Source organism: Pseudomonas sp. NPDC087626, assembly GCF_044743405.1.
In the GTDB taxonomy this organism is placed as follows: domain Bacteria; phylum Pseudomonadota; class Gammaproteobacteria; order Pseudomonadales; family Pseudomonadaceae; genus Aquipseudomonas.
Map to the genome: position 1 here is coordinate 45646 of NZ_JBIUWJ010000026.1, position 24616 is coordinate 70261.

The window sequence follows — 24616 nt, forward strand, 5'->3', positions numbered from 1 at the left end:
CCGGATTTACAAGAATAAAAAGGTCACGTTGCCATGCGCTAGCGTAAGGCGAGTGATCCGTAGGGAGGTACTTTCAATGCCAGTTCACTGGGACTACTCAACGGTCGGATCTGCCGGCCCTGGTCTCTCTGCCGCCTCGGGTGAGCCGTCAGCCTCAAGAAGTGGCTCCATCAAGTTCGCCAGTCCGAAGTCGGCCGACAGCCACTTGTCGCGTTCGCGCCTGCTAGAGCAAATGGCCAACGCCGATGCGGCCCGCCTGGTCCTGATTCGCGCCGCCGCCGGCTTCGGTAAAACCACGCTCATGCAGCAATACCGCGAGCATTGCCTGACCCGCGGCAAGCAAGTGCTGTGGATCAACCTGGAACCCGCCGATAACGACCTGCAACGGTTCATCAACCTGTTGGACAAGGGCATCGGCGGCCTACTGCCCATGGCTGGCGAGCAGACGCTGCGCAACGATCCACCCAGCGCCGAGGAAATGCTTGAACAACTGGTCAGCAGCGTTTCGCCATTTGCGATCCTGCTCGATGAAGTCGAAGTCATCCAGAATCCCGAGGTGCTCGATTTTCTCCAGCAATTGGTAGAACAACTGCCTTCGGGCAGCGTTGTGGTGATGGCCTCGCGTTCCACTCCGGGTATCGGTCTGGGGCGTATTCGGGCTCGTGGGCAATTGCTGGAAATCCGCCCAGGCGACCTGCGTTTCACCCCTGAAGAAGCCATGGAATTCATTCGCGGCAAGCGGCAAATCCCGCTGCATGACGACGAACTGGCCACGCTGTACCGACGCACCGAGGGCTGGATCGCCGGGCTCTACCTGGCCAGCCTGTCGCTCAAGGACCGGGACGATCACAGCGCCTTTATTGCTTCTTTTTCCGGTTCCAATCTGGAACTGGCCGAATACCTCACCGAAGACATCCTGGCGCGACAAACCGAGGACTGCCGGGTGTTTCTGATGCAAACCAGCATCCTCGAGCAGTTTTGCGTGCCGCTTTGCGAAACGGTGACTGGGCGCAAGGACAGCCGCGCGATGATTGATCACCTCGACCGCACCAACCTGTTCCTGGTGCCGGTCGACAGCCAGCAACAGTGGTTTCGTTATCACCACCTGTTTGCCAGCTTCTTGCGCCACGCCCTGGATCGCCTTTACCCCGGCATGGCGCAAACGCTCCATGAAACCGCCGCACAATGGTTTTTCGACGCTGGGCAACCGATCCCCGGAGTCGAGCACCTGTTCAGCGCCGGGCTTCTCGATGAAGCCGCCGAAGGACTCAATCGCCACCTCGATACCCTGATCGACAGTGGCCGCACGCGCTTGCTGCTGCGTTGGCTGGACCGAATCCCAGAGGCCACTCGCGACCGCTATCCGTCGCTCAATCAAGCCTACGCGTGGCTGCTGGCGAGCACGACCCGCCTCAAGGACGCAATGCAGGTGGCCGAACGTCTGGAGCAACAGTCGGGACCCGCCTATGCCTATGTTCCCCAGGTCGTTCAATGCCTGCGCCTTGGGGTGACCGATCAGGCCGAAGACTGTTGCCGCAGGGGCGTCGAATTGCTCGCGCGCATGCCTGCCGACGAAGTGAATTTGTACATAGTGCTGGCCAACTCGGTCGCGATGAACATGGTTGCCAGCGGTCGCTACGATGAAGCGCGCAACCTGTTGTCCAGCGCGTTGCAACGCGATTCACGGGTTCATTCGAGTTTTCTGCGCCACATCTTCCGCGTCAACGAGAGCACCCTGGACTTGATCCAGGGCCGCTTGAGCAGTGCCCTCGTGCGTATGCAAAGCACGCCGGAGCGCCCGCAAACCAACGGCCAACGCAAACCGCACGAAGCCAAGCTGTCGATGGATATCCTGCATGGCTTGCTGTTGTACGAAAACGGCAACTTTGAACAGGCGCAAAGTCATCTCTCCCGCTGCCTGTTTTTTGCCAAGCAAGTCAGTTCCCCCGAGAACCAGATCGTCACTCACGTACTGACTGCGCGCATCGCTTACAGCCAGGGCGACCGCACCACCTGGACCCGATGCCTGGTGGAACTCGAACAGATTGGCCGCCAGGTTGGCTCGCGGCGCGTCGAGTGTTCTGCCTGGCTTGAGCGAGCCCGCGTAGCGCTACTCGAGCAGCGCCTGGACACTGCGACGCAAGCCCTGCATTCGGCGGACCTGGCCGGCGATTGGGACCGCCCCGATTTCATCCGGCTCGCCAACGACGTAGACACCCCCAGCATCGCGCGACAACGCTTGCGGATTTTCCAGGGCGAAGGCGCTGCGGCAGCCAAGGCCTTGCGCACGGCAATCGAGCAGGCGCGGCACTGGCAACATCACCGCCGTGAACTGAAACTGCAAATACTTCTGGCATTGGCATTGGACAGCATTCAGCAGCCGCAAGAGGCCTTTCAGGCACTCAACGAAGCACTGCGCCTGGCCAGCCAGGACGGCTTTCTGGCCACGTTCATTGAAGAAGGCGAGCGGATGGCGGGCCTCCTGCAACGCTGGGCCACGACCGGCAAGGCACGCTGTAAAGAGCTGGGGATCGAGTGCGGATTCGTCGACACGCTGATGCAACATTTGGGGGTCAGCGACGGCAACATGGAAGATGCCCGCACTGACAACGGTGCCCACGAAGTGCTGACCGTGCGCGAGTATCAGATCCTGCAACTGCTGGCTGCCGGGCATCGTAACCGCGAAATCGCCGAGAAAGTGTTCCTCTCCGAGTTCACGGTCAAATCCCACCTGCAAAAGATCTACGCGAAACTGGAGACCAACGGACGCACCGAAACCCTGGCCATTGCCCGCTCGCGGGGTTGGATTACCTGAAAGCAGCGCTCATCGCGCGATCCCCCCGCGATGAGCTGGCCAACATGACTACGGCTTCGCGCGTTCCTTCAAGTGACTGGCCGGAATGGCTACCAGCAACACCACTGCGCCCAGCACCAACACACCGGCGATCACATCGAATGCCAGGTACAAGTCCCCGGTTGCCGATTTGATCGCACCCACTACGACCTGGCTGATGACCCCGGCCATACCACCGATGCAACTGATCACCGCGATGCCCACCGCCGCTGCCGAGGGGGACAGCAAGGCTGGCGGAATGCTCCAGAACAGCGAGAGCGCGGACATTGCGGCGGCGGCCCCGATGCTCATGAACACCACGGATAACAGCAGATGGTCCTGAACCGGCCCCAGCAGCAAGAAGCAGGTGGCGCTGAGCAAAAGGGTCAGGCTCACATGCCAGCGCCTTTCCAGGCGTTTGTCTGAACTGCGGGCCAGCAAGTACATGCCGATCAAGGCGCACATATACGGCACGCTGGCCAGCAGGCCGATGGTTTTAAGATCATGCACGCCAAATCCGCGAATCAATGTCGGCATCCAGTAAGACACCGTATTGGAACCGCTGTAGATGCAAAAAAACACCAGGCCGGCCACGTACACCCGGGGATTACGCAGCACTTGGGCCAGGGTTGCATGGGCTGTGTCCGCCGGGCGCCCCTGTGCCAGGCCGGCTGCCAGCAGGCTTTTTTCCTGCGCGGTGAGCCAGCGCGCATCGTCCGGTTTGTCCACCAGCCAGAACCAGCCGAACAGCCCCAGCAGTATGGCCGGGATGCCTTCCAGTACAAACAGCACCTGCCAGTCGCGCAGCCCCAGCCAGCCATGGAAGTGACTCATGATGGTCCCGGCGAGTGGCCCGCTGATGATGCCGGCGACCATGGCTGACATCAGGAACACAGCGGTGATGCGTGCACGCAGGGCGGCTGGAAACCAGTACGTCAGGTACAGGATGACGCCAGGGAAAAAACCGGCCTCGGCCACGCCGAGCAGGAACCGCGCGACAATCAACTGATTCGCCGTGGTAACAAACGCGGTGGCCACCGTGACCAGGCCCCACAGCACCATGATGCGAGTCAGCGTGGCGCGAGCGCCTATGCGTTGCAGATAGATATTGCTGGGGACTTCGAACAGGATGTAACCCAGGTAAAAAATGCCGGCACCAATGCCATAGGCAGCATCCGTCAGCCCGATGTCTTCGGCCATGCGCAACTTGGCGAAAGACACGTTCAGCCGGTCGATGGTGTTGATGGCATAGGCCAGCACCAGGTAAGGCAACAAGCGCAGGATGACCTTGCGATAAACCGCGCGGGTTTGTTCGACGGACGCCGGCAGGTAGTGCTCAGCAGCATGACTCATGCGGCTCTCCTTTCTTATGGGTGATCCCCATCCACTGTAGGAGCGAGCTTGCTCGCGATGGACTCAAGGACAACGCGTTAAACCAGAACAAACGCGTCATCGTTGACGTCCATCGCGAGCAAGCTCGCTCCTACAAGGGGATGTGGTGTTTGTTAGAGGGCCCGTTCGAGTTCCGGGACTGCCTCGAACAGGTCAGCCACCAGGCCGTAGTCCGCCACCTGGAAGATCGGGGCCTCTTCGTCCTTGTTGATGGCGACGATGATTTTCGAGTCCTTCATGCCGGCCAGGTGCTGGATCGCACCGGAGATACCGACGGCGATGTACAACTGTGGTGCGACGATCTTGCCGGTCTGGCCAACCTGCATGTCGTTGGGTACAAAACCGGCATCGACAGCAGCGCGCGAAGCACCGACACCCGCGCCGAGCTTGTCGGCCAGCGAATATAGGTATTGGAAGTTGTCGCCGTTCTGCATGCCACGCCCGCCAGATACCACTATTTTCGCAGCGGTCAGCTCAGGGCGATCGGACTTGGCCAGTGCTTCGCTGACGAAACTGGAAATACCGCCATCGTGAACAGCGGCCAAGGCTTCAATGACAGCCACCCCACCAACAGCCGCCACCGGGTCGAAACCGGTGGCGCGCACGGTGATCACCTTGACCGCAGCGTTCGACTGAACGGTGGCAATGGCATTCCCGGCATAAATCGGCCGCTTGAACGTATCCGGGCTTTGAACCGCGATGATCTCGGAGATCTGGTCGACGTCCAGCGCAGCGGCAACGCGTGGCAGAACGTTTTTGCCATTGGACGTGGCCGACGCCAGAACGTGGCTGTAGATGGTCTGCTGCGCGATTACCAGGTTGGTAACCAACGGGGCCACGTTTTCCGGCAGTTGGTGAGCGTAGGCGACGTTGTCGGCCAGCAGCACCTTGGCCACATCTGGGATTTTTGTGGCGGCTTCAGCCACGGCGCCAGCGTCAAGACCTGCGACCAGCAGGTGGATCTCACCACCGATTTTCGTCGCAGCCGCAACGGTATTCAGCGTGGCCGTGGCCAGCGAGCGGTTGTCGTGCTCAACGATTACCAAAATAGCCATCAGATCACCTTCGCTTGGTTTTTCAGTTTGTCGACCAGTTCTGCCACCGACTTGACCATGATCCCCGCGCTGCGCGTAGCCGGGGCTTGTACGTTGAGGATCTTGTTGGTGGAGCCCGTAGCAATGCCCAGCGCGGCCGGAGTCAGCACTTCAAGAGGCTTTTTCTTGGCTTTCATGATGTTCGGCAAGGATGCATAACGCGGTTCGTTCAAACGCAGGTCAGTGGTCACGATGGCCGGCAGTTGCAGGGATACGGTCTGCATGCCGCTGTCGACTTCGCGCGCAACGATCACCTTGTCACCGGCAATCTCGACTTTCGAGGCGAAGGTGCCCTGCGCGAACCCGGTCAGCGCAGCGAGCATCTGGCCGGTCTGGTTGTTGTCACTGTCGATGGCTTGCTTGCCGAGGATCACCAGTTGCGGTTGCTCCTGATCGACCACGGCCTTGAGCAGCTTGGCCACCGGCAACGAGCTCAGCTCTTCATTGCACTCGATCAGGATGGCGCGGTCGGCACCCAGTGCTAGCGCGGTGCGCAGTTGCTCCTGAGCGGTGCTCGGACCGACGCTTACCACCACGACTTCAGTGGCAATGCCCTGCTCTTTCAGGCGTACGGCTTCTTCCACGGCAATTTCGCAGAAGGGGTTGAGGGCCATTTTGACGTTGGCCAGGTCGATGCCGGATTGGTCCGCCTTGACGCGGACCTTGACGTTAAAATCGACCACGCGCTTGACGGCTACGAGGACTTTCATCAGAGCACTCCAGAAAATATGGGAATCAGCTGTTTTTTGTAGGAGCGAGCTTGCTCGCGAAAAACCTGAGCGCGACGGGTTTATCCAGACAGTACGCGTCATCGTTGACGCCCATCGTCGGAACGCCGCGCGGAGCAGGCTCGCTCCCACAGTTTTTTGTGCAATGGCTGCAATACCTGCGAACCCCTCGCCCACTTGCTCCCTGTGTAACCGCATTGTCCTTGAGTCGTTCGCAAGCAGGCCCCCCCGCAGTGGGTAGCGGCAATCAGTTCGCCGGTGCGGGTTTCTGCAAGCCCATCAGCGCTTTTTTCACTGCCAGGCTCTGGTAGTTGATGTTGCCGGGGTTCAGGCTGACGCCTTCCTGGAACGGGTATTGGCTCAACGTTGCGAGGAACGTCTTGACCTTGTCCTGGACCGGGACCAGTAACCACGCCTGGTCAGCGGCCCAGCGCTTGGCCATCGGCGATTCCTTGCGCGCGGTCTGGAACGGGTCGGCCAACAGATTGGTCAACACCGGCACATTGGTGACCTTGCGTGAGGCGCTGGCGAAATCCCCGGTCATTTGCGCAAACGCCAGTCGCCACTCCCGCCAGCGGATCGCATCGAGATCGCCGCCCATGCTGAAATAGAAATACTCCTCGCGCGGACTTTCCTTGACCTCGCCCTTGAAGAACGGCAGGAAGTTATAGCCATCCAGATGCACGCGGAACTGCTTGCCGTTGAGTTGGGTGCCCTTGGCCAGGTCCGCCACCAGATTCGGTGCGCCCGCCGCGGCAGCCAGTGTCGGCATCCAGTCGTTGTGGGCAATCAGGTTGTTGGCGTGAGTGCCGGGTTTGAGCACCTTGGGCCACTTCACCAGCAACGGAACGCGATGCCCGCCTTCATTGGAAGTACCCTTCTCCCCCGCGAACGGTGACGTGCCGCCATCAGGCCAGGAGAATTTCTCCGCGCCGTTGTCGGTGGTGTAGATCACGATGGTGTTGTCGGCGATGCCCAGGTCATCCAGTTTCTTCAGCAACTGACCAACCTGCCCGTCATGCTCGACCATGCCGTCCGGATACAGGCCGACGCCGGTCTTGCCATCGGACTCAGGCTTGAGGTGGGTCCAGATGTGCATGCGGGTGGCGTTGAACCAGACAAAAAACGGCTTGTCGGCCTTGTGCGCCTTGTCGATGAAGTTGCCGGTGGCCTGCACCAGTTCATCATCGATGGTTTCCATGCGCTTGCGTGTCAGCGGACCGGTGTCTTCGATCTTGCCGTCGGCGTAGGAATGGATCACGCCGCGCGGTCCGTACTGTTTACGGAACGCTGGGTCCTTGGGGTAGTAGTAGGTTTCCGGTTCTTCCTCGGCGTTCATGTGGTACAGGTTGCCGAAGAATTCATCGAAACCATGGTTGGTCGGCAGGTGCTTGTCGCGGTCTCCCAAATGGTTCTTGCCGAACTGGCCGGTGGTATAGCCCTGCTGCTTCATCGCGTCGCCGATGGTCGGTGCCCAATCGGGTATCCCGTGTTCCGAACCGGGCATGCCGATGGTCAGCAGGCCGGTGCGAAACGGGTGTTCGCCCAACGCAAAAGCAGCGCGGCCGGCGGTACAGGACTGTTCGCCGTAGGCATGGGTAAACAGCACACCTTCCTTGGCGATGCGGTCGATGCTCGGCGTTTCATACCCCATCATGCCCTGGTTGTAGGCGCTGATATTGAAGATGCCGATGTCATCGCCAAAGATGACCAGCACGTTCGGTTTGTCGGCGGCAGAACTGCACAGTGATACGGCCAGCAAGGCACTCGCGACGCTCAGGTCGCGCAGCCGCTGGCATAGCAAACCCCATGATGTAGCCATGACATTGTCTCCCTTATTGTTGTGTGATCAGGTTCGACGAACCTAGGCTTCCTGCATGAGCTCGCTGTACGCCTGCAAATGATGATCATCGTCACCAAACTGGCGGGCGATCATCAGCAGGTGCTTGGCGTGGTGCGACAGCACGTATTCCCAGGTCAGGCCGATACCGCCGTGTAGCTGGATGCCCTGATCGGCGACAAAACGCGCCGCACGGCAAACGACATACTTGGCGGCGGCCAATGTGCGACTGCGTTCCAGGCTGTCCGGCTCGTCGGCGACACACGCGGCAAGCAGGGTCATTGAGGTCGCCTGATCGAGTTCGATGTGCATGTCGACCATGCGGTGCTGCAAGGCCTGGAATTTGCCGATGACCTGGCCGAATTGCTTGCGGGTTTTCAGGTAATCAAGGGTCAACGCGCACGTCGCTTCCAGGCTACCGACCGCTTCTGCGCATTGCGCGGCGATGGCGCGGCCCTGCTGATAGCGCAATGCACCAAGCGCCTTGCCGTGTTCGCCGAGCACCGCGGCGCTGCTGACAAACACCTGGTCCAGGAACACGTCGCAGGCCCGGCGGCCGTCCATGGTCGGGTATTCGCGGACGCTCACGCCCGGGGTCGCCGGATCGACCAGGAACAGACTGATGCCCGCCTCGGCACGGTCATCACCGGACACCCGCGCCGAAACCAGTAGCAAACCGGCGCTCTGCCCGCCCACCACCATCGACTTGCGGCCGCTGAGCGACCAGCCACCACTGAGCGCTAGGGCGCGGGTCTGCACATCGTGCAATTGGTAGTGGCTCTGCGGCTCCTCGACGGCTACTGCCAGTTGCAGGCCGGCACTGGCCACTTGCGGCAGCAGTTCGCTTTTTTGCGCAGCGCTGCCGAGTTGATCGATCAAGCCACCGGCGAAAATCACCGATTGCAGCCAAGGCTCCAGGCACAAACCACGGCCGAACTCCTGGGCTACCAGCATCACCTCCACGCCGTTGCCACCGAAACCGCCGAAGTCCTCGGCAAACGGCACCGACGTCAGGCCCAGGTCACCGAGCTGTTGCCAGAACTCGCCACTGAAACCCTTGGCGCTGTCACGAAACTGTTCGCGCTGCTCGAAGCCATAGGCATCACGCACCAGTCGGGCAGCCGTGTCTTGCAGCATTTGCTGCTCTTCTGAAAGTTTGAAGTCCATGATCTGCCCCTTAGAGTTCGAGAATCATCTTGGCGATGATGTTCTTCTGGATTTCAGTGGAGCCGCCGTAAACCGAGGCTTTGCGCATATCCAGGTACTGACAGGTCGACGAGTTGCTGAACTCGCTGTGCAGCAGCTCTCCTTCATAGTCGTAGCCCAACTCCTCCTTGAGGAACGGGTTGGCATAGGCCCCGACCGCCTTGCTCAGCAAATAAGTAATCGCCTGGCGGATCTCGGTGCCCTTGATCTTCAGGATCGAGCTTTCCGAACCCGGCACTCCGCCGTCACGGGCAGAGGCAAGGATGCGCAGGTTGCTCATGCCGATGGCCATCAACTGGATTTCCACGTCGGCGATCTGCGCCCGGAACTGCGGGTCTTCAAGCAACGGCTTGCCGTTGCGTTGTTCAGTACGTGCGACCTGCTTGAGACGCGTGAGCATGGCCTTGGCGATGCCGATCCCGGCGATCGTCGTACGTTCGTGGGTCAACAGGTACTTGGCACAGGTCCAGCCCTCGTTTTCACGGCCGACCAGGTTGCTGACCGGTACGCGCACGTTATCGAGGAACACTTCGTTGACGTAGTGACCGCCGTCCAGGGTGATGATCGGCCGTACGGTGATACCAGGGGTCTTCATGTCGATCAGCAGGAAAGAGATGCCCCGCTGCTGCTGCGCTTCGGCATCGGTGCGCACCAGGCAGAACATCCAGTCCGCCATGTGTCCGGTGGAGGTCCAGGTCTTCTGCCCATTGACCACGTACTCGTCGCCTTCACGCACCGCGCGGGTGCGCAGGCTCGCCAGGTCGGAACCGGCACCCGGCTCGGAATAGCCCTGGCACCACCAATCGTCGCAGTTGAGAATGCGCGGCAGGTAATGCGCCTTTTGCTCTTCGGTGCCGAACTTGATGATCACCGGCCCGACCATGTTCACGCCGAACGGCACGATTCGTGGGGCGCCGGCAACCGCGCACTCTTCATCGAAGATGTGCTTTTGCACGGCACTCCAGCCTGTGCCGCCGTGCTCCACTGGCCAGCTTGCCGCCAGCCAGCCTTTTTCGTTCAAGGTGCGCATCCACAGCACCTGGTCGGCTTTGCACACCGACTTGCCCTGATTGATCCTGGCCGCGATGTCTTGCGGCAGGTGAGCCTTGAGAAACGCCCGGACTTCCTCGCGAAATGCCACTTCCTCAGGATTGAAATGAATATCCATCTGCTACCTCAATGGTGAGTCGCCAGCCTGTGGCCGGTCTTGTTTGGGGACCGCATGCACAACCCACTCACTGGTCGAAGAGAATGACCGAGCGTGCCAGCTCGCCCCGACGCAGTTCGTCGAAGGCCTCGTTGATCTGTTCCAGCTTGATGCGCTGCGAGATCATTTCGTCGAGCTTGAGCCGGCCCTGCATGTAGAAGTCGGTCAGGCGCGGCAAGTCCACCGGGAAGCGGTTGGAGCCCATGAACGAGCCCTGGATACGCCGCTCGTGCAGCATGGCCATCGGGTCCAGCTCCAGTTTTACCCCGGGCTTGATCATGCCGATGATCGTCGCGGTACCGCCGCGAGCCAGCATGCCGAAAGCCTGTTCCGCGGTTTGCTTGAGGCCGATGCACTCGAACGCGTGATGCACACCGCCTCGGGTCAACTCCAGGACTTGCGCGACGGCGCTGCCGTCCTTGGCGTTGACTACGTCGGTGGCGCCAAACTGCTTGGCCAGTTCCAGCTTCGAATCCAGCATGTCGATGGCAATGATCCGCCCGGCACCGGCCAGCGCCGCGCCGTTGATGGTCGACAGGCCGATACCGCCGCAGCCGATCACCGCCACCGTTTCACCCGGACGCACCTTGGCGGTATTGAACACCGCACCAGTGCCGGTGGTAACCGCACAACCGAGCAGCGCCGCGCGGTCGAGTGGCATGTCACGACGAATCGCTACCAGCGCGTTTTCGTGCACCAGCATCTGCTCGGCATAGGCCGACAGGTTGATGAACTGGGTCATCGGTTTTTGTACGTAGGTCAGTCGCGACTCTTCATCCGCGCGACGCTTGGTGTCCGGTGACACGCACAACGACAGGTGCCCGGTGACGCAATGCTCGCAGTGGCCGCAATAGGCCGACAGGCACGTCACCACGTGATCGCCCGGTTTGACCGTGCGCACCTCTGAGCCCACTTGTTCGACAATGCCGGACGCTTCGTGACCCAGCACCACCGGCATCGGGTACGGATAGGCCCCATCGACGAAGTGCAGGTCGGAGTGGCAAACGCCCACCGCAACGGTGCGCACCAGCACTTCCCGTGGACCGGGTTTGCTGATACCGACTTCTTCAATGGTCATTGGCGAGCCAGGGGCGTGCAGAACGGCAGCTTTCATATTGTTATTCTCTTGTTAAGCAAGATGTGGAGGACGAAGGCGCACGCAGCCAGCGCGTGCGCTATGCCGGTGGGTATCTCAGCGCTTGATCATCGAACCGACGAACTGGCGTACCTGTTCGCTGTACGGCGGGCGCATCGCATCCGGTCCGTCGACCGAGCGCAGCACCGATTTGCCGTGGCTGAAGGTGCGGAAACCGTCGATCCCGTGGTAGCAACCCATGCCGCTGTTGCCGACACCACCGAAAGGCAAGGTCTCGACGCCGCCGTGGCGCAACACGTCATTGAGGGTGACCCCGCCGGACGTGGTGCGATTGAGCACGAACGACTCTTCCCCGGCATCGTTGCCGAAGTAGTACAAGCCCAGCGGACGCGGGTGCGAGTTGATGTAGCTGACCACTTCGGCGAAAGACTGGTAGGTTTTGAACGGCAGCAGCGGACCGAAGATTTCGTCCTGCATCACCTGCAATTCGTCACCGGGATTGCGCAACAGGGTCGGCGCCATTTTATGGTGTGGCTGAGCGCTGAAATCTTCATCGGCCGGGTTCAGTTCGATCAGCTCGACGCCGGCGTCGCGTGCCTCATTCAGGTAACCGTGCAGGCGCTCGAAGTGACGAGCGTTGATCAGCGAGGTGTAGTCGGGGTTTTCCAGCAGAGTCGGGTACAACGTGGCGGCCACTTCGCGAGCCGCTGCAACAAACGCTGCTTGTTGCTCCTCGGGGACGAACACATAGTCCGGCGCCAGGCAGATCTGCCCAGCGTTGTGCAACTTGCCGGTGAGGATTTTAGTGACCGCGACTTTAAGGTCGGCGGTGCGCGAAATGATGGTCGGCGACTTGCCGCCCAGTTCCAGGGTCACCGGCACCAGGTTCTCGGCAGCAGCGCGCATGACGTGCTTGCCGATGCTGCTGGCGCCGGTGAACAACAGATGGTCGAACGGTTGCTGGCTGAACGCATGGCCGATGTCCGGGCCGCCGGTGATGATCGCGACTTCGTCCTCGGCATAGACCTCGCGGAAGATCCGCGCCAGCAAGGCGGAGGTTTTCGGGTTGTATTCAGACACCTTGATCATCACTCGGTTGCCTGCCGCCAGAGCCCCCGCCAGACCATTGAAGACCATGTTGCCGGGGAAATTCCAGGCGGTGAGAATGCCCACCACGCCCAGTGGCTGATACTGCACCCAGGCCTCGCCACGGTCGGTGGCCCTGTGGTCAGGCTGCATCCATCCGGCAATTTTCGCCTTGGTATACTTCAACGACGCCAATGGCCCCAGGACATCGACCATGCGCGAGAAGTCATGGCTGCGATGACCGAAGTCCGCCGACAGGGCTTCGATGATTTCATGCTGATAGTCGACCAGCAGGCCGATGGCCCGGTCGATCAGTTCGCAGCGCTGTTCAGCCGTCCATGGCTCGCTGGCGAGGAACGCGGCACGTTGCTTGTCCAGGATCACGCGAATATCGGCGGCATTCAGATTTTCGTTGGCACTCATGGTGTTCGGACTTCCATGCAAGGGTTGGCGGTCGGGGAGCTGCCAATCCGGTGTCGGCCCGTTACACTGGCGGGCTCGAACCATGAATCGGGTGTCGCTCATGACAGGCGATACTAGAAAGGGCCGCACCGGCGCGACGACAACCAAAGGTAGGATGCATGGAAGGTTTCGAACGTAGTTCCAACGAACCAGCCCAGGGAGTAAAGCCGCCCATTCGTGCGGGTAAATTCCTGGCGCCGGCCAGCCTGCCGGGTCAATTGGAACGTTCGCCTTTGCTTGCCCAACTGCAACCGCGCGATGGCTTGCGGCTGATCCTGATCAGTGCCTGCCCCGGCTACGGCAAGACCACGCTGTTGCAGCAGTACCGCGAACGTTGCCTGGCCGAGGGCCGACGGGTGTTGTGGTGCAACCTCGATGTCCTGGACAACGATCCGCAGCGCTTGACTCAGGTGCTGCTCAGCGGCTTGCGCGATATCGACCTGATCGATGCCGGCGATAACCCCGTTGCGCACAGTAGTCCCGCGCAATGGGAGGATTGGTTGTTTGAGCGCATCGCCGCTTGCAATGAGACGTTCACCCTGCTGATGGACGAATTTGAAGTCATCGATCAGTCGCCGGCCCTCGAATTTATCCAGCGCCTGCTCAAGGCGTTGCCGATGGGTGTGACGCTGGCCATCGCTTCGCGCACGACCCCGGATATCAATCTGGGCCGCTTGCGCGCGCGTGGCGAACTGTTGGAAATCAATACCGAATCGCTGGCCCTGAGCCTCGACGAGACTGCCACCTACATCTTGCAAAAGCGCCAGTTGCCTTTGGACCTGAGCGATATCGAGAGCCTGCACGAGCGCACCGAAGGCTGGGTTACCGGGGTTTACCTGGCCAGCCTGTCGCTGCAAAGACACAGCGACCCGGCCGCGTTCATTGGCTCATTCAACGGTTCCAACCCGGCGCTGGCGGAGTACTTCGCCGAAGACGTGCTGGCCCGACAGACCGCGCAATGCAAGCAATTCCTGTTGCAGACCAGCGTCTTGTCACGATTGTGTCCGGCCTTGTGCGATGCCGTCACGGGGCGCAGCGATAGCCAGGCCATGATCGAGGCACTGGAGCGGGCCAATCTGTTCGTGATTGCAATGGACGACCAGCGCCAATGGTTTCGCTATCACCCGCTGTTCGCCGACTTCCTCCTGCAAACCCTCAAGCGACACCCGGAGCAGTTCGAGCAGCAGCATCAACAGGCTTCGGGCTGGTATTTCGCCAACGCCCAGCCGGTCGAGGCCCTTGAGCACCTGTTTGCTGCGCACGCCGTCGACGATGCCGCCACGCAACTGGTATTGCACATCGACGAGTTGGTGGAAAACGGCCATGCCAGCCTGCTGATGCGCTGGCTCTCGCGCATTCCGGTGCAGATACGTGATTTGCATCCCCGGCTGGGCATAGCCTATGCGTGGGCACTGCTGCATGCGCGTCGTCACAAGGATGCCTTGCACGTACTGGAAAACCCGGCGTTGGCGGGAGAACACCACTACGTTCATCCGCTGTTGCTGCTGATCGGCGACCGCGTCGATGAAGCCCTGGTAGCCGCCACCGAGTTGCTGTTGCAGCTCGGCCCTCAGGACAAAATGCAGTATCGGGTCACGGCTTTTGTAGAAATCAGCTCGCTGTTCTATACCGGCCGCTTCGACGAAGCGCGGAAAAAACTTGCCAGCGCCGGAATCCGCGAGGCACAACAAGAGTCGGCCTACCTGCGCGACGTCACCGATGCGCTGGAAGCGATGCTCGACCTGACTCAAGGGCAACTCGACAGCGCCCTGACCCGCGCGGAGACGGCCATGCGCCGCAGCCGCGAGACATTGGCGGGTACGCCACCGGTAGGTTATCCGGTTTTGCAGACCATTCATTGCGTGGTGCTCTACGAAACGGACGCGGTGGACGAAGCACGGCGACGCCTCACTGAGCTGCTGCCCTATGCCAGGGAGCACGCGGCACCGGACTCGCTGATCAGCACCCATGTGCTATTGGCTCGCCTCGCCTACCTGCACGCCGACCGCCCGGCCTGGATGCGTTACCTGGCGGATCTCGATCAACTGGGCCAAGTGTCCGGTTCTACCCGCATCCTCTGCTCCGCCTGGCTGGAGCGAGCGCGTGTCGCCACCCTGGAAAAACGGCTGGACACCGCCGATCACGCGATGCGCGCCGCCGAGCAACTGAGCGACTGGGAGCAACCGGGCGTGACATTGAGCGCCAATGACGTCGACACGCCCTTCATCGCTCGCCAGCGCCTGCGTATTGCGCAAGGTGAACAAGGTTGCGTCGAACCACTGCGTCAGGCCATGGATCAGGCGCTGCAACAACATCAGCATCGCCGGGCTTTGAAACTGCGTTTATTGCTGATCCTCGCACTCGATGGTGCGAAGCAGCACAAAGAAGCCCTGGAACACCTGACGGCGGCTTTGCGCTTTGCCAGCCACGTCGGGTTTGTCCGCACCTTCCTCGATGAGGGCGCGCCGCTGAGGCCTGTGCTGGAGCGCTGGTCGGTGACGTTCCACGGCCAGGAACAAGCGCTGGGCATTCACGCAGGATTCAGCGCTCGGTTGCTGCGTGGTGAGAGCAGCAGCAAGAAGGCCGAGCCCAAGCGCGAAGACGGGGCACCGACCAATCTCTCGGCCCGAGAACTGCAAGTGGTGCGCTTGTTGGCGCTGGGTTACCGCAATCGGGAAATCGCGGAAAAAATGTTTCTCTCGGAACTGACAGTGAAATCACACTTGCGCAAGATCAACAGCAAACTCGGTGCCGGCGGCCGCACCGAGGCGGTGTCCATTGCAAGGGCTCAGGGTCTACTGGACTGAACGAGCCCCACTGTAGGAGCGGGCTTGCCCGCGATGAGGCCGGTCCATTCAACATCGATAGTGCCTGACCCACCGCCATCGCGGGCAAGCTGCTCCTACAAGCTCCGTGTTGACGAAAGCGCGTTTTCAATGAAGGCCAGCATCTGCGTGTGCACCAACTCCAGGTCGACGGCCGAAGGGTTCAGCAGCACCTGCAACATCATGCCGCGCAACGTTCCAAGGAATAGCAGCGCGCCCATCAGCGGGTCCACATCCGCGCGGATTTCGCCGCTGTCGATCCCCTGGCGGATATAGCGCGCCAGATGCTTTTGCACCGAAGAATTGTAATCGGCAAGGATTTCCACCGTTTCCGAATCCTGGGTCACGGCTTCGGCCATCAGCGTCAGTAATGCGCGGGTATTGACCCAGTCGCCGTCAGGACGCGCCAGGTATACGCTGACAAAGCCCTTGAGTGCGTCCATCCCCGGGCGCCATTGCGGCGACCGGGCTTGCACCAGCTCCATGAAGGTTGCATTGACGAAACCTGCCAGGGCACGCAGCAGACCGGCCTTGTTGCCGAAGTGATGCGTCGCCAGGCCACGGCTGTAGCCCGCCTCCTCGCCCACCTCCGATAGCGTCATGCCGACCCAGCCCTTGCGTGCGACGATCTGCCGGGCAGCGATCAACAGACGTTGTTCGGCCTCGGCGCGCCGCTCCAGCTGAGTGCGCCGCGAAGTCGACTGGGAGGTTTTTTCAACGGGTTCCATCGAGCAATTCCTTACTGTCCTGTAAAAACCGGCGTGCGACGTTCAGCCATGGCGCGAGTGCCTTCGGCAAAATCGGCGCTGACGATCTGCCACTCCTGCTCGGACGCCTCGCGGTCGATGATCCGGTCAACCGCATCGGCCAGCCCCATGCGCAGGGTTTCCCGACTGGACATGACCGCGCCGGGTGCAGACGCGGCGATCTCCTCGGCCAACTCACGGGCTTTGTGGCGCTCCGTGCCCGGTTCTGCCAGTACATCCGCCAAACCGATACGCACCGCTTCACGGCCATCGATGCGCCGCCCGGTGGCGATCAGTAGCGAGGCCATTTGCGGGCCGACCAAACGCGGCATGGTAACCGAAATCCCGAAGCCCTGATGAATCCCCAGCCGGTTGAAATTGGCCGAAAACCGCGCTTTTTCACTGGTCACCCGAAAGTCCGCGACCAGCGCCAAGCCCAGGCCGCCACCAATCGCGGCACCTTCCACCACACAGATCAGCGGCTTGCGATTGCGAAACAGGCGTACCGCTGATTTGTAGACACGGCGCGGAAATTGCGGGTCGTGCTGATCGTCACCAGAGAAGTCGGCACCGGCACAAAACACCTTGCCTTCCGCCTGCAGGATGACCACGCGGCACTGCGGCAAGTCATCGAGGTATTGCAGTGCGTCAGCCAGGTCTTTGATCAGTTCGGCATCAAAGAAATTCAGCGGCGGACGACTGAAAACGAGGGTCGCGACATGGCCTTCAAGGCCCAGCGCAAGGCCGCGGCCGGGGGAAAAAGAGGTGTGGGTCGACATGGTAGCTCCGGGGCTTTGGCGTTTTTCAAGAGTGGCAGCGGCTTGATCCGTTGCCAAGGTTGCTGGTAGCTTATTTACTTGTTGGGCGTTCAGCAAGTTAGAAAAACAACTCAATCACCCACTCTTCACATGAGCAAATGCCATGCAGGCACTCGATATCCGCCCCTGTCAATTGGACCCCAAGACCCAGGCTTTACGGGCCGAAGTGCGCGAATTCGTCGCCGAGGCATTAAAGGATTACCCGGCCCACGAACGTGCGAAAAACTGGAACGGCGCCGACCCGCAATTCAGCCGCAAGCTGGGCGAGCGCGGTTGGCTGGGCATGACCTGGCCCAAGCGCTACGGCGGACACGAGCGCAGCGCCCTGGAGCGCTACGTCGTGCTCGAAGAACTGCTGGCCGCTGGCGCACCGGTCAATGCGCACTGGATCGCCGAGCGTCAATCCGGCCCGCTGCTGATGAAATTCTCTCCCGATGTACTTGCGCCACGGTTGATGCCAGCCATCGCACGCGGTGAGCTGCTGTTCTGCATCGGCATGAGCGAGCCGAATGTCGGTTCTGACCTGGCGTCGGTGCAGACCCGCGCGGTGCAGACCGAGGGCGGCTGGATCGTCAATGGCAGCAAGGTCTGGACCACCGGCGCCCACCGCTGCCACTACATGGTCACCCTGCTGCGCACCGGGCCGAAGGACGCCAGCAACCGCCACGCCGGTCTGTCGCAACTGTTGATCGACATGCACGCCACTGGCGTCACGGTACGCCCGATCTACAACATGCTCGGCGAGCACGACTTCAATGAAGTGTTCCTCGACGACGTGTTCGTTCCCGACGACTTTGTCATCGGCCAGCCCGGTGATGGCTGGAAGCAAGTCGGCGCGGAACTGGCACTGGAACGCAGCGGCCCGGAACGCTACTTGAGCAGCACCCAGTTGTACCTGGAAATGCTCGACGCGGCTGACCCACAGAACGCTCGTCACAGTGTCAGCCTCGGTCGTGTTGCCGCCCGCTACGCAGTGCTGCGCCAGATGTCCCTGGGTGTCGCCGGCATGCTCGCGCGCGGCGACAACCCGGCAACCCCGGCAGCGCTGGTCAAGGATCAAGGCGCCCTGCTCGAACAATCCCTGCCTGACCTCGCCCACGACCTGTTTGGCGGCACCCGCGAGCCTGGCTCCCCACTCGACCAGGTGATGCGTTACCTGACCCAGACCGCCCCGTCGTTTTCCCTGCGTGGCGGCACCCGCGAAATTCTTCGCGGCATCATTGCCAGAGGATTAGGACTGCGATGAACCAGGCCACCCACTATCAAGCGATGGACGACAGCGCGCCATCCGAATTGCAATCGATCATCGCCGACAGCGTCGAGCGCCTGTTCGCCGAACAGATCAGCCCTCAGTTGCTGGCACATTTCGATGCGGGTCATCGCGCGACAACCTTGTGGCAACAGGTGGTCGAGCAAGGTCTGCCCGGCGCCCTGATGGCCGAGGAAGCCGGCGGCAGTGCGGCCAGTTGGCTGGAAGCCAGCCCGGTGTTGCGCGCCGTTGGGTACTGGAGTGCACCGCTGCCGTTGAGCGAGACCATGCTCGCTTCGCTGTTGCTGGCACGCGCCGGCCTGGAGGTACCGGATGAGCCGATTACGCTGATTCAGGCCGGCCGTCTCGGTGACCTTACGTTGACCGCTGACGGCCAACTACACGGCCGTGCATTCAATGTGCCGTGGGCGCGCAGCAGTCAATGGGCGGTGGTAGCCGACGGCACGGGTCACGTGGCGTTGGTGGATCTGCGCCAGGCCACTGTCAGCCTGGAGGCCGGCAGTAATTTTGCTGGCGAGGAACGCGACAGCCTGCACTTCGTCAATGCTCGTGCTCACGCCATCGGCCACCTGCAGATAGCCGATGTGCAGGAGCCTGTCTGGCTGTTCGGGGCGCTGATCCGTGCCTGCATGCTGGTCGGTGCGCTGGAGTCGAGCCTGGACAAGGCCGTCAACTACGCGAACGAGCGTGCCCAGTTCGGCAAGGCAATCGGTAAATTCCAGGCGGTGCAGCAACAACTGGCGCAAATGGCCGGCGCCATCGGTGCCGCGCGCATGGCGACGCAAGTCGCATTGCGCAGCGCCTGCGAGGCCCAGCAGGCCGAGGCAGGCGCGCGCAGCACGCTGGCGTTCGACGTAGCCGTGGCCAAAATCTGCGCTGGCGAGGCCGCGACCCTTGCCACGTCGGTGGCGCACCAGGTTCACGGGGCGATCGGCTTCACCCACGAACACACCCTGCATTTCACCACCCGCCGCTTGTGGTCGTGGCGCGATGAATTCGGCAGTGATTCCCAGTGGGCCGAAGTGCTTGGGCAGGCGGCAATTGCGGCTGGCGGCAAAGGCTTCTGGGCAGGTTTGACGCAACGCCAATTCTGACACCACAGGCATGAGCCCACAAAAAGGCTCATGCCCCTTCGTAAGGGGCTTTCGAATGTCGTTACCTGCTGTGTTATCCAACCGCCTGCGGCTACCGCTGGTTGCCGCACCGCTGTTCCTGGCTTCCACGCCCAGACTGGTAGAAGCGCAATGCCACGCCGGTATCGTCGGCTCCATGCCGGCACTCAACGCGCGCAGTGCCGAGATGCTCGACGACTGGCTGGCGCAATTGAGCGAGCGCTTGTGCACTCCCCTCGCGGCGCCGTTTGCGATCAACCAGATTGTCAGTCGCTCCAACCGACGGCAGGAGCAGGACCTGGCGCTGCTGGTCAAGCACAAGGTACCGGTGGTGATCACCAGTGTCGGGGCCCCGGGGGAAGTGGTCGATGCCGTTCACGGTTACGGCGGCATTGTCTTTCACGACGTGATCAGCGTACGGCATGCCGAAAAAGCCGTTGCAGCCGGGGTCGATGGCATTGTCGCCGTGTGCGCGGGTGCCGGCGGCCACGGCGGCACATTAAATCCACTGGCGTTCGTCAACGAGATCCGCCGTTTCTACACCGGCACCGTATTGCTCTCCGGCGGCTTGACCACCGGCAAGGACCTGGTGGCCGCGCAGATCATGGGCGCTGACCTGGGTTACGTCGGCACGCGCTTTCTCGCCACACAGGAATGTGAAATCGACGAGGCCTACAAACAGATGCTGCTCGCGTCCAACGCCGATCAGATCGTCAACACCGCATTATTCAGTGGCCTGCGGGCCAACTACCTCAAGCAAAGCATCGCGCGCGCGGGGCTGGACCCGGACAACCTGCCGCCACCACCGGCGCAGGGCGGTACGGGCGGACACAATGGCGCGAGGTTATGGAAAGACATCTGGGCCGCGGGCCAAGGCGTCGGGAACATCGATGACATTCCCACCGTGGCGCAGTTGATTGCACGTTTCGAAGACGAGTACCACGCCGTGCGGTTGCCCGCACAGCGTGCTGCTGCGGTGTGATCGGGCCGGATTCAACTCACTTTGCGACCGGCCATTGATACAGCGCCGGTTCTTTGCGCAGGAACCGCGCGGTGGCTTGTTCGACATACGAGGAACTCATTGCCACGGCCTGGGCGCTGGCTTCGCAATCGAGTTGCGCCGCCAGATCGGTCTGGAAGGTCCGTGCCAACAGGCGTTTGGTCATGTCGAAGGCAACCATCGACAGGTTGCTCATACTGCGTGCCAATTCTTCTGCCCGCGCACGAAACTGCTCGGCGGGATGTACCTCCAGGGCGATGCCCAGGGCCAGGGCCTCCTGGGCGCTCACTTCACGCGCTGAGTAGATGATTTCCTTGGCTTTTTGCAGGCCAACGATGCGCGGCAAAAGATGCGACGCGCCCATGTCTGGAACCAACCCGATACGGGCAAACGCCATGCAAAAGCGCGCCCGGTCCGAGGCGATCAGAAAGTCAGCGGCGAGTGCCAGGCTGAAACCGGCACCGAAGGCGACTCCGTCCACCGCAGCAATCACCGGCCGGCTGAAATCCGCCAAAGCGCCAAGCAACTGGTTGCCATGGTCCATGCGCTCGCGAATATCGCTGGCATCGACTCCGCCGCTCATCCTGCTGACATCGCCGCCGGAGCAGAAATCCTGACCGCTACCGATCAACAACAGTGCCTTGACCTCTGGGTTGCCGCGTAACTGATCGAGCGCTTCACGCATCTCATCGGCCAATTGCCGATTGATCGCATTCTTGCGCTCGGGTCGCATCAAGGTCAGGGTCGCGAGGCCATCTGCTATGGATAAATCAATAGTCTTGAACATGTGATCCCATTGAGTGAGCGCGGTCTTGAAGGTCGCACTTGAGCTCTTCGCTATTAGGATGGACTGCTGGCAACGGGTCCCGGGGAGAATTGGAAGCTATGCCAGCCAATGAAGTGCCATCCCACGGTAAGGATAGAACGCCTCGTGCAGTACTCCCTGAAACGGGGGGCAAGGCGTAATGCTGTTCAGTTAAGTGAGCGCAGTACTTTGTAGGAGCGAGCTTGCTCGCGATGGACGCTAACGATGACGCGTATTACCTGAATAAACGGGTGGGATAATCAACTGGCCTCGCACAAAGGCGCCAAGCGGTCTAGTGGCCTGGCGGATTATCCAGCATGGATTGAACGGTGCTTATTCCTCACCGCGCTCCACCAGATGATGATGCATTGCTCGCTCGGCACCCGCTGGGTCATTTGATTTGATAAAACCAAGAATGGTCCCGTGCTCCTTGAGCGTCATCTCACGGCCTTTGAAACGCAACATGTCCTCGCGGTAGTCGGCCATCCACTCCAGGATTGCGTGAGAAATCGCAATGTAGATCGGGTTCCCGGAGATGCGTGCGATTTCGGCATGAAACTCCATGTCGGCGGGAATAAACTCGTCGCTGTCTCGGTACTTGTGCATCTTCGCCAAGGCCGCTTCGAGCCTGACAACATCGGCGGGCGTGGCCTGCTGCGCGGCGATCTTGACCAGCCCGGTCTCAAAAAACTCGCGAGCCTGACGCAGGTGGTCGACGTTTTTCGCCGAGCTGGAAAGCAGATGGCGAGCGGCCAGGTCGATCTGGTTGATCATGGAGTGCATGTCCACACGCCCGACCTTGGCTCGTTCCCCGTGCTGAATGGTGATCATGCCCATGCCCGCCAGCCGCTGCATTGCCTCGCGGACCACTGGGCGACCCACGCCGAAGGTTTCCATCAGCTCGCGTTCCGCCGGCATTTGATCGCCGGGCTGCAGGTTTTCCTCTTGGATGAGTCCGATCAGTTGCTCAAAGACGATGTCAGAAAGCTTCTTGCGTTGAATAGTGCGTTTCTTGATCTCTGACATTAATCGACATCTCTATCGTGAAAGCGTAAATAGCGCCAACGTTAACGTGATTATAAGCCACTCTCAACATTACATTGGCAGTCCAGAACGAGCACGCCATAAGGCGCAATGACAGGCAGGCCGTAGCCAGGGCTGAATCTTCGGTGAATGAAGCCCGGATCGTTCTGTGCGCTGCTACAGGTATCGGCATCCAGGCGAGTGATGCCATCAATGCCCATCCCGGTCAACTCGATGGCCTGCTCACGGCCTGTCAGGTTGGCCACCCATACCTCAATCCCTTTCTCCTCTCGCCAGGCCAGCACGGAAACGGCCGCCGAAGAAGCGCCAATATCCAAGGCGGTTTTACCTCGGCCTCGGTTCAACCCTCGCAAGGCATGAAAGATCGGCCACAACTCGCCGGACTCTGCGACCGCAAAAGGCTGATTGACGGCCCACAGCGCGATGGCGTCGACGCCTGCACGCTGGACGGCGGCGTAGTGCGCCACCGTCCAGGCAGCCGCAAACTGGCCTCGCTGACGTGGATCCTGGTCGCTGAGGGTCACACGCTCGCGCCGTGGATTGGGCGTCAGTTGGCCGCCGTACGGGTTACGCCAGGCACCGATGGCCGTGGTGGTCAGGCGATAGGGTTTGCCGTGGGCCAGTTGCCGCGCCGAGCGGGCGATATCGCCCAGTGATTGCAGGGACTCCATCACCGACAGGTCATCGGCTGCATGCACAATGGGTGAAGTCGCGTGGGTCAGATAATCGAATCGCTCGGCAGCCGGGCGACAGCGATTCAATTCAGTGAAGTAGGTTGGAACGCCGCCACCGATCAGGTAGCCAGGCAGCAGCTCGGCGGTAAGCGCGGCAATATCGTCGGGGGTTGGGCCGTCGGGCCACTGGCCGTTGGGCTGGTAACTCTCCAGATAGGCTGCCGGCGTGGCCAGAATGCCTCGCGGGACACAGGGCGCGGTTGCCAGCATCCGGGCCAGGTCGCGTATTTGTTTCTCTGGCGTCTGGTCACTGACAATCACCAACAACCAGGCCTCGGTCTGGGTACGCTGACACACCGATAAAGCGTCGCGCAGCTGTTCAAGACTGCCGGGTTGGCGAAGATCGACCAGCAACTCCAGGTGCGCACCACCGAGTTGCTCGATCAGCGTTTGAACGGCGTCCACGTCTTCCAGGTGGTTGACCCACAGACCATGGCCCAGTGCAGGCAACGGATGTGCGGATGTACCTTCGATGGCGATGCGGATGGTGCTCATGGCCGGTAGTCCTGATTGCGTAGCACGGTCAGTTCGATGCGCTGTTCGACGCGCTGACCTGCCTCAATGACGTACGGGCAAGGCAACGCCAGCGGCCGGTTATAAGTCTTGAACGAGGCATCGGACCAATTGCGCTGGTCCTCCATTTCAAACACATCGCCACTCAGGCGCCAGTCCAGCACCAGGCCGGGCGCAGGTGAATGCACCAGGCCGGCGATATCGAAAAAAGGCTGACTCGCACTGATCAGGTCAGGGAAGACGCCCTCTTCTTGCTGGTTATCGCTATGGATCACAGACACCGGTGCTCCGACGACTCCGTCGAGTGGGTGCAGCAGCATCAACCCGGCGCGGCAGGTGGAAAAATCCCGGCGCGCGCGCAACTCGGCCTTGATCGATAGCCTGTCGCCACGGATGTCCATCTCCAATCGCCAGTCCAGCACCGGCTTGTCGTCGTTAGAAGCCACTATCCCCTCGACCTTTCGCCACCATTGTCGATGCTCCGAGCGGGTTTCCAGGTGTTGCTGGAGCAGGTGATGCGTCCCCCAGAATTCATCACGTATCACCAGGCCGACACTGCGCATGATCTCCCGTTGGTCGACACAAAAGCGCCGTAACTGCGCACCTTCGGCAACAAAGGTCAGGTCCAGCATCGCTACTTGCTGCCCTTCGGCAGGCGGCTGCGAAGTGCCGTAAAGACGGTAATCCTGGGCTTGCGATGAGCTCATCGACGAGATTCCTGCTCTGGTTATGGTTGGCATCAAGGTAGGACCCAATGCGCACAAGCTTAGGAAAAAGACTCTACCTTGAACTGGTATGATGATGA

At 61.0% G+C, this 24616-nt stretch carries 19 protein-coding genes; 5 read left to right on the forward strand and 14 right to left on the reverse strand.

The features are described from left to right. Positions 1–76 precede the first annotated feature (76 nt). Positions 77–2815, forward strand: a complete 2739-nt coding sequence (locus ACIOVD_RS20260) for a LuxR C-terminal-related transcriptional regulator (RefSeq protein WP_401129880.1) — start codon at positions 77–79, stop codon at positions 2813–2815. A gap of 48 nt (positions 2816–2863) precedes the next feature. Here the strand turns inward: ACIOVD_RS20260 and ACIOVD_RS20265 are convergent, their stop codons facing one another. The 8 genes from ACIOVD_RS20265 to ACIOVD_RS20300 all read right to left on the reverse strand — a co-directional run bounded on the left by ACIOVD_RS20265 (position 2864) and on the right by ACIOVD_RS20300 (position 12905). Further along, the gene (locus tag ACIOVD_RS20265) at positions 2864–4186 is read right to left on the reverse strand and encodes an MFS transporter (protein ID WP_095170060.1); all 1323 of its coding nucleotides are present in this window, start codon (positions 4184–4186) and stop codon (positions 2864–2866) included. Positions 4187–4338: 152 nt separating this feature from the next. Then, a complete protein-coding gene (locus ACIOVD_RS20270) occupies positions 4339–5280 on the reverse strand; it encodes an electron transfer flavoprotein subunit alpha/FixB family protein (protein WP_159996012.1) in 942 nt (313 codons plus the stop codon). Then, a complete protein-coding gene (locus tag ACIOVD_RS20275) occupies positions 5280–6029 on the reverse strand; it encodes an electron transfer flavoprotein subunit beta/FixA family protein (RefSeq protein WP_095170058.1) in 750 nt (249 codons plus the stop codon). Before ACIOVD_RS20275 ends, ACIOVD_RS20270 begins: the two co-directional genes overlap by 1 nt. A 265-nt stretch (positions 6030–6294) precedes the next feature. After that, positions 6295–7869 carry an arylsulfatase gene (locus ACIOVD_RS20280; RefSeq protein ID WP_095170057.1) on the reverse strand — a complete coding sequence of 525 codons (1575 nt, stop codon included), beginning with the start codon at positions 7867–7869 and terminating at the stop codon, positions 6295–6297. Between the two features lie 42 nt (positions 7870–7911). Then, positions 7912–9054 carry an acyl-CoA dehydrogenase family protein gene (locus ACIOVD_RS20285; RefSeq protein WP_401129883.1) on the reverse strand — a complete coding sequence of 381 codons (1143 nt, stop codon included), beginning with the start codon at positions 9052–9054 and terminating at the stop codon, positions 7912–7914. A 10-nt stretch (positions 9055–9064) separates the two neighbouring features. Continuing rightward, positions 9065–10261 (reverse strand): acyl-CoA dehydrogenase family protein, encoded by a 1197-nt coding sequence (locus ACIOVD_RS20290; RefSeq protein WP_401129885.1) that lies wholly within the window; start codon positions 10259–10261, stop codon positions 9065–9067. A 67-nt stretch (positions 10262–10328) separates the two neighbouring features. After that, entirely contained in the window at positions 10329–11414 is a 1086-nt protein-coding gene (locus tag ACIOVD_RS20295; RefSeq protein WP_095170054.1) for a Zn-dependent alcohol dehydrogenase, read from the reverse strand. A 78-nt stretch (positions 11415–11492) separates the two neighbouring features. Next, entirely contained in the window at positions 11493–12905 is a 1413-nt protein-coding gene (locus ACIOVD_RS20300; protein WP_401129887.1) for a coniferyl aldehyde dehydrogenase, read from the reverse strand. A gap of 158 nt (positions 12906–13063) precedes the next feature. On the opposite strand from ACIOVD_RS20300, the gene ACIOVD_RS20305 reads away from it, so the two are divergent. Then, positions 13064–15751: a LuxR C-terminal-related transcriptional regulator gene (locus ACIOVD_RS20305; protein WP_401129889.1), complete on the forward strand. Its 2688-nt coding sequence runs from the start codon at positions 13064–13066 to the stop codon at positions 15749–15751. A 95-nt stretch (positions 15752–15846) separates the two neighbouring features. Here ACIOVD_RS20305 and ACIOVD_RS20310 read toward each other — a convergent pair whose 3' ends face one another. Together ACIOVD_RS20310 and ACIOVD_RS20315 are read right to left on the reverse strand one after the other, a co-directional pair. Next, complete coding sequence (locus ACIOVD_RS20310) at positions 15847–16497, reverse strand: TetR/AcrR family transcriptional regulator (protein WP_401129891.1); 651 nt, start codon at positions 16495–16497, stop codon at positions 15847–15849. An 11-nt stretch (positions 16498–16508) separates the two neighbouring features. Continuing rightward, positions 16509–17294: an enoyl-CoA hydratase/isomerase family protein gene (locus ACIOVD_RS20315; RefSeq protein WP_401129893.1), complete on the reverse strand. Its 786-nt coding sequence runs from the start codon at positions 17292–17294 to the stop codon at positions 16509–16511. A gap of 142 nt (positions 17295–17436) precedes the next feature. On the opposite strand from ACIOVD_RS20315, the gene ACIOVD_RS20320 reads away from it, so the two are divergent. Genes ACIOVD_RS20320 through ACIOVD_RS20330 form a run of 3 tightly spaced genes read left to right on the forward strand, consistent with a single transcriptional unit; the run spans position 17437 to position 20697 of the window. Next, positions 17437–18579, forward strand: coding sequence for an acyl-CoA dehydrogenase family protein (locus ACIOVD_RS20320; protein WP_095170049.1), 1143 nt, complete (start codon positions 17437–17439; stop codon positions 18577–18579). Continuing rightward, positions 18576–19697 (forward strand): acyl-CoA dehydrogenase family protein, encoded by a 1122-nt coding sequence (locus tag ACIOVD_RS20325; protein ID WP_095170048.1) that lies wholly within the window; start codon positions 18576–18578, stop codon positions 19695–19697. The genes ACIOVD_RS20320 and ACIOVD_RS20325 overlap by 4 nt, the downstream gene beginning before the upstream one ends. 55 nt (positions 19698–19752) lie before the next feature. Continuing rightward, a complete protein-coding gene (locus tag ACIOVD_RS20330) occupies positions 19753–20697 on the forward strand; it encodes a nitronate monooxygenase family protein (RefSeq protein WP_159996027.1) in 945 nt (314 codons plus the stop codon). Between the two features lie 16 nt (positions 20698–20713). Here ACIOVD_RS20330 and ACIOVD_RS20335 read toward each other — a convergent pair whose 3' ends face one another. The 4 genes from ACIOVD_RS20335 to ACIOVD_RS20350 form a co-directional block, all read right to left on the reverse strand. Then, on the reverse strand, positions 20714–21502 hold the full coding sequence (locus tag ACIOVD_RS20335; RefSeq protein ID WP_159996029.1) for an enoyl-CoA hydratase/isomerase family protein: 789 nt from the start codon (positions 21500–21502) through the stop codon (positions 20714–20716). A gap of 351 nt (positions 21503–21853) precedes the next feature. Next, positions 21854–22546 carry a transcriptional regulator NanR gene (gene nanR, locus ACIOVD_RS20340; RefSeq protein WP_095170045.1) on the reverse strand — a complete coding sequence of 231 codons (693 nt, stop codon included), beginning with the start codon at positions 22544–22546 and terminating at the stop codon, positions 21854–21856. 50 nt (positions 22547–22596) lie between these two features. Continuing rightward, the gene (locus tag ACIOVD_RS20345; RefSeq protein ID WP_401129897.1) at positions 22597–23793 is read right to left on the reverse strand and encodes a hypothetical protein; all 1197 of its coding nucleotides are present in this window, start codon (positions 23791–23793) and stop codon (positions 22597–22599) included. After that, complete coding sequence (locus ACIOVD_RS20350; RefSeq protein ID WP_401129899.1) at positions 23790–24518, reverse strand: hypothetical protein; 729 nt, start codon at positions 24516–24518, stop codon at positions 23790–23792. The genes ACIOVD_RS20345 and ACIOVD_RS20350 overlap by 4 nt, the downstream gene beginning before the upstream one ends. Positions 24519–24616 lie beyond the last annotated feature (98 nt).

What these genes read in the sequence shown, in the direction of transcription:
- ACIOVD_RS20260 (WP_401129880.1), top strand. Translation starts at nt 77, where the DNA reads ATGCCAGTTCACTGGGACTACTCAACGGTCGGATCTGCCGGCCCTGGT.
- ACIOVD_RS20265 (WP_095170060.1), bottom strand. Translation starts at nt 4,186, where the DNA reads ATGAGTCATGCTGCTGAGCACTACCTGCCGGCGTCCGTCGAACAAACC.
- ACIOVD_RS20270 (WP_159996012.1), bottom strand. Translation starts at nt 5,280, where the DNA reads ATGGCTATTTTGGTAATCGTTGAGCACGACAACCGCTCGCTGGCCACG.
- ACIOVD_RS20275 (WP_095170058.1), bottom strand. Translation starts at nt 6,029, where the DNA reads ATGAAAGTCCTCGTAGCCGTCAAGCGCGTGGTCGATTTTAACGTCAAG.
- ACIOVD_RS20280 (WP_095170057.1), bottom strand. Translation starts at nt 7,869, where the DNA reads ATGGCTACATCATGGGGTTTGCTATGCCAGCGGCTGCGCGACCTGAGC.
- ACIOVD_RS20285 (WP_401129883.1), bottom strand. Translation starts at nt 9,054, where the DNA reads ATGGACTTCAAACTTTCAGAAGAGCAGCAAATGCTGCAAGACACGGCT.
- ACIOVD_RS20290 (WP_401129885.1), bottom strand. Translation starts at nt 10,261, where the DNA reads ATGGATATTCATTTCAATCCTGAGGAAGTGGCATTTCGCGAGGAAGTC.
- ACIOVD_RS20295 (WP_095170054.1), bottom strand. Translation starts at nt 11,414, where the DNA reads ATGAAAGCTGCCGTTCTGCACGCCCCTGGCTCGCCAATGACCATTGAA.
- ACIOVD_RS20300 (WP_401129887.1), bottom strand. Translation starts at nt 12,905, where the DNA reads ATGAGTGCCAACGAAAATCTGAATGCCGCCGATATTCGCGTGATCCTG.
- ACIOVD_RS20305 (WP_401129889.1), top strand. Translation starts at nt 13,064, where the DNA reads ATGGAAGGTTTCGAACGTAGTTCCAACGAACCAGCCCAGGGAGTAAAG.
- ACIOVD_RS20310 (WP_401129891.1), bottom strand. Translation starts at nt 16,497, where the DNA reads ATGGAACCCGTTGAAAAAACCTCCCAGTCGACTTCGCGGCGCACTCAG.
- ACIOVD_RS20315 (WP_401129893.1), bottom strand. Translation starts at nt 17,294, where the DNA reads ATGTCGACCCACACCTCTTTTTCCCCCGGCCGCGGCCTTGCGCTGGGC.
- ACIOVD_RS20320 (WP_095170049.1), top strand. Translation starts at nt 17,437, where the DNA reads ATGCAGGCACTCGATATCCGCCCCTGTCAATTGGACCCCAAGACCCAG.
- ACIOVD_RS20325 (WP_095170048.1), top strand. Translation starts at nt 18,576, where the DNA reads ATGAACCAGGCCACCCACTATCAAGCGATGGACGACAGCGCGCCATCC.
- ACIOVD_RS20330 (WP_159996027.1), top strand. Translation starts at nt 19,753, where the DNA reads ATGTCGTTACCTGCTGTGTTATCCAACCGCCTGCGGCTACCGCTGGTT.
- ACIOVD_RS20335 (WP_159996029.1), bottom strand. Translation starts at nt 21,502, where the DNA reads ATGTTCAAGACTATTGATTTATCCATAGCAGATGGCCTCGCGACCCTG.
- nanR (WP_095170045.1), bottom strand. Translation starts at nt 22,546, where the DNA reads ATGTCAGAGATCAAGAAACGCACTATTCAACGCAAGAAGCTTTCTGAC.
- ACIOVD_RS20345 (WP_401129897.1), bottom strand. Translation starts at nt 23,793, where the DNA reads ATGAGCACCATCCGCATCGCCATCGAAGGTACATCCGCACATCCGTTG.
- ACIOVD_RS20350 (WP_401129899.1), bottom strand. Translation starts at nt 24,518, where the DNA reads ATGAGCTCATCGCAAGCCCAGGATTACCGTCTTTACGGCACTTCGCAG.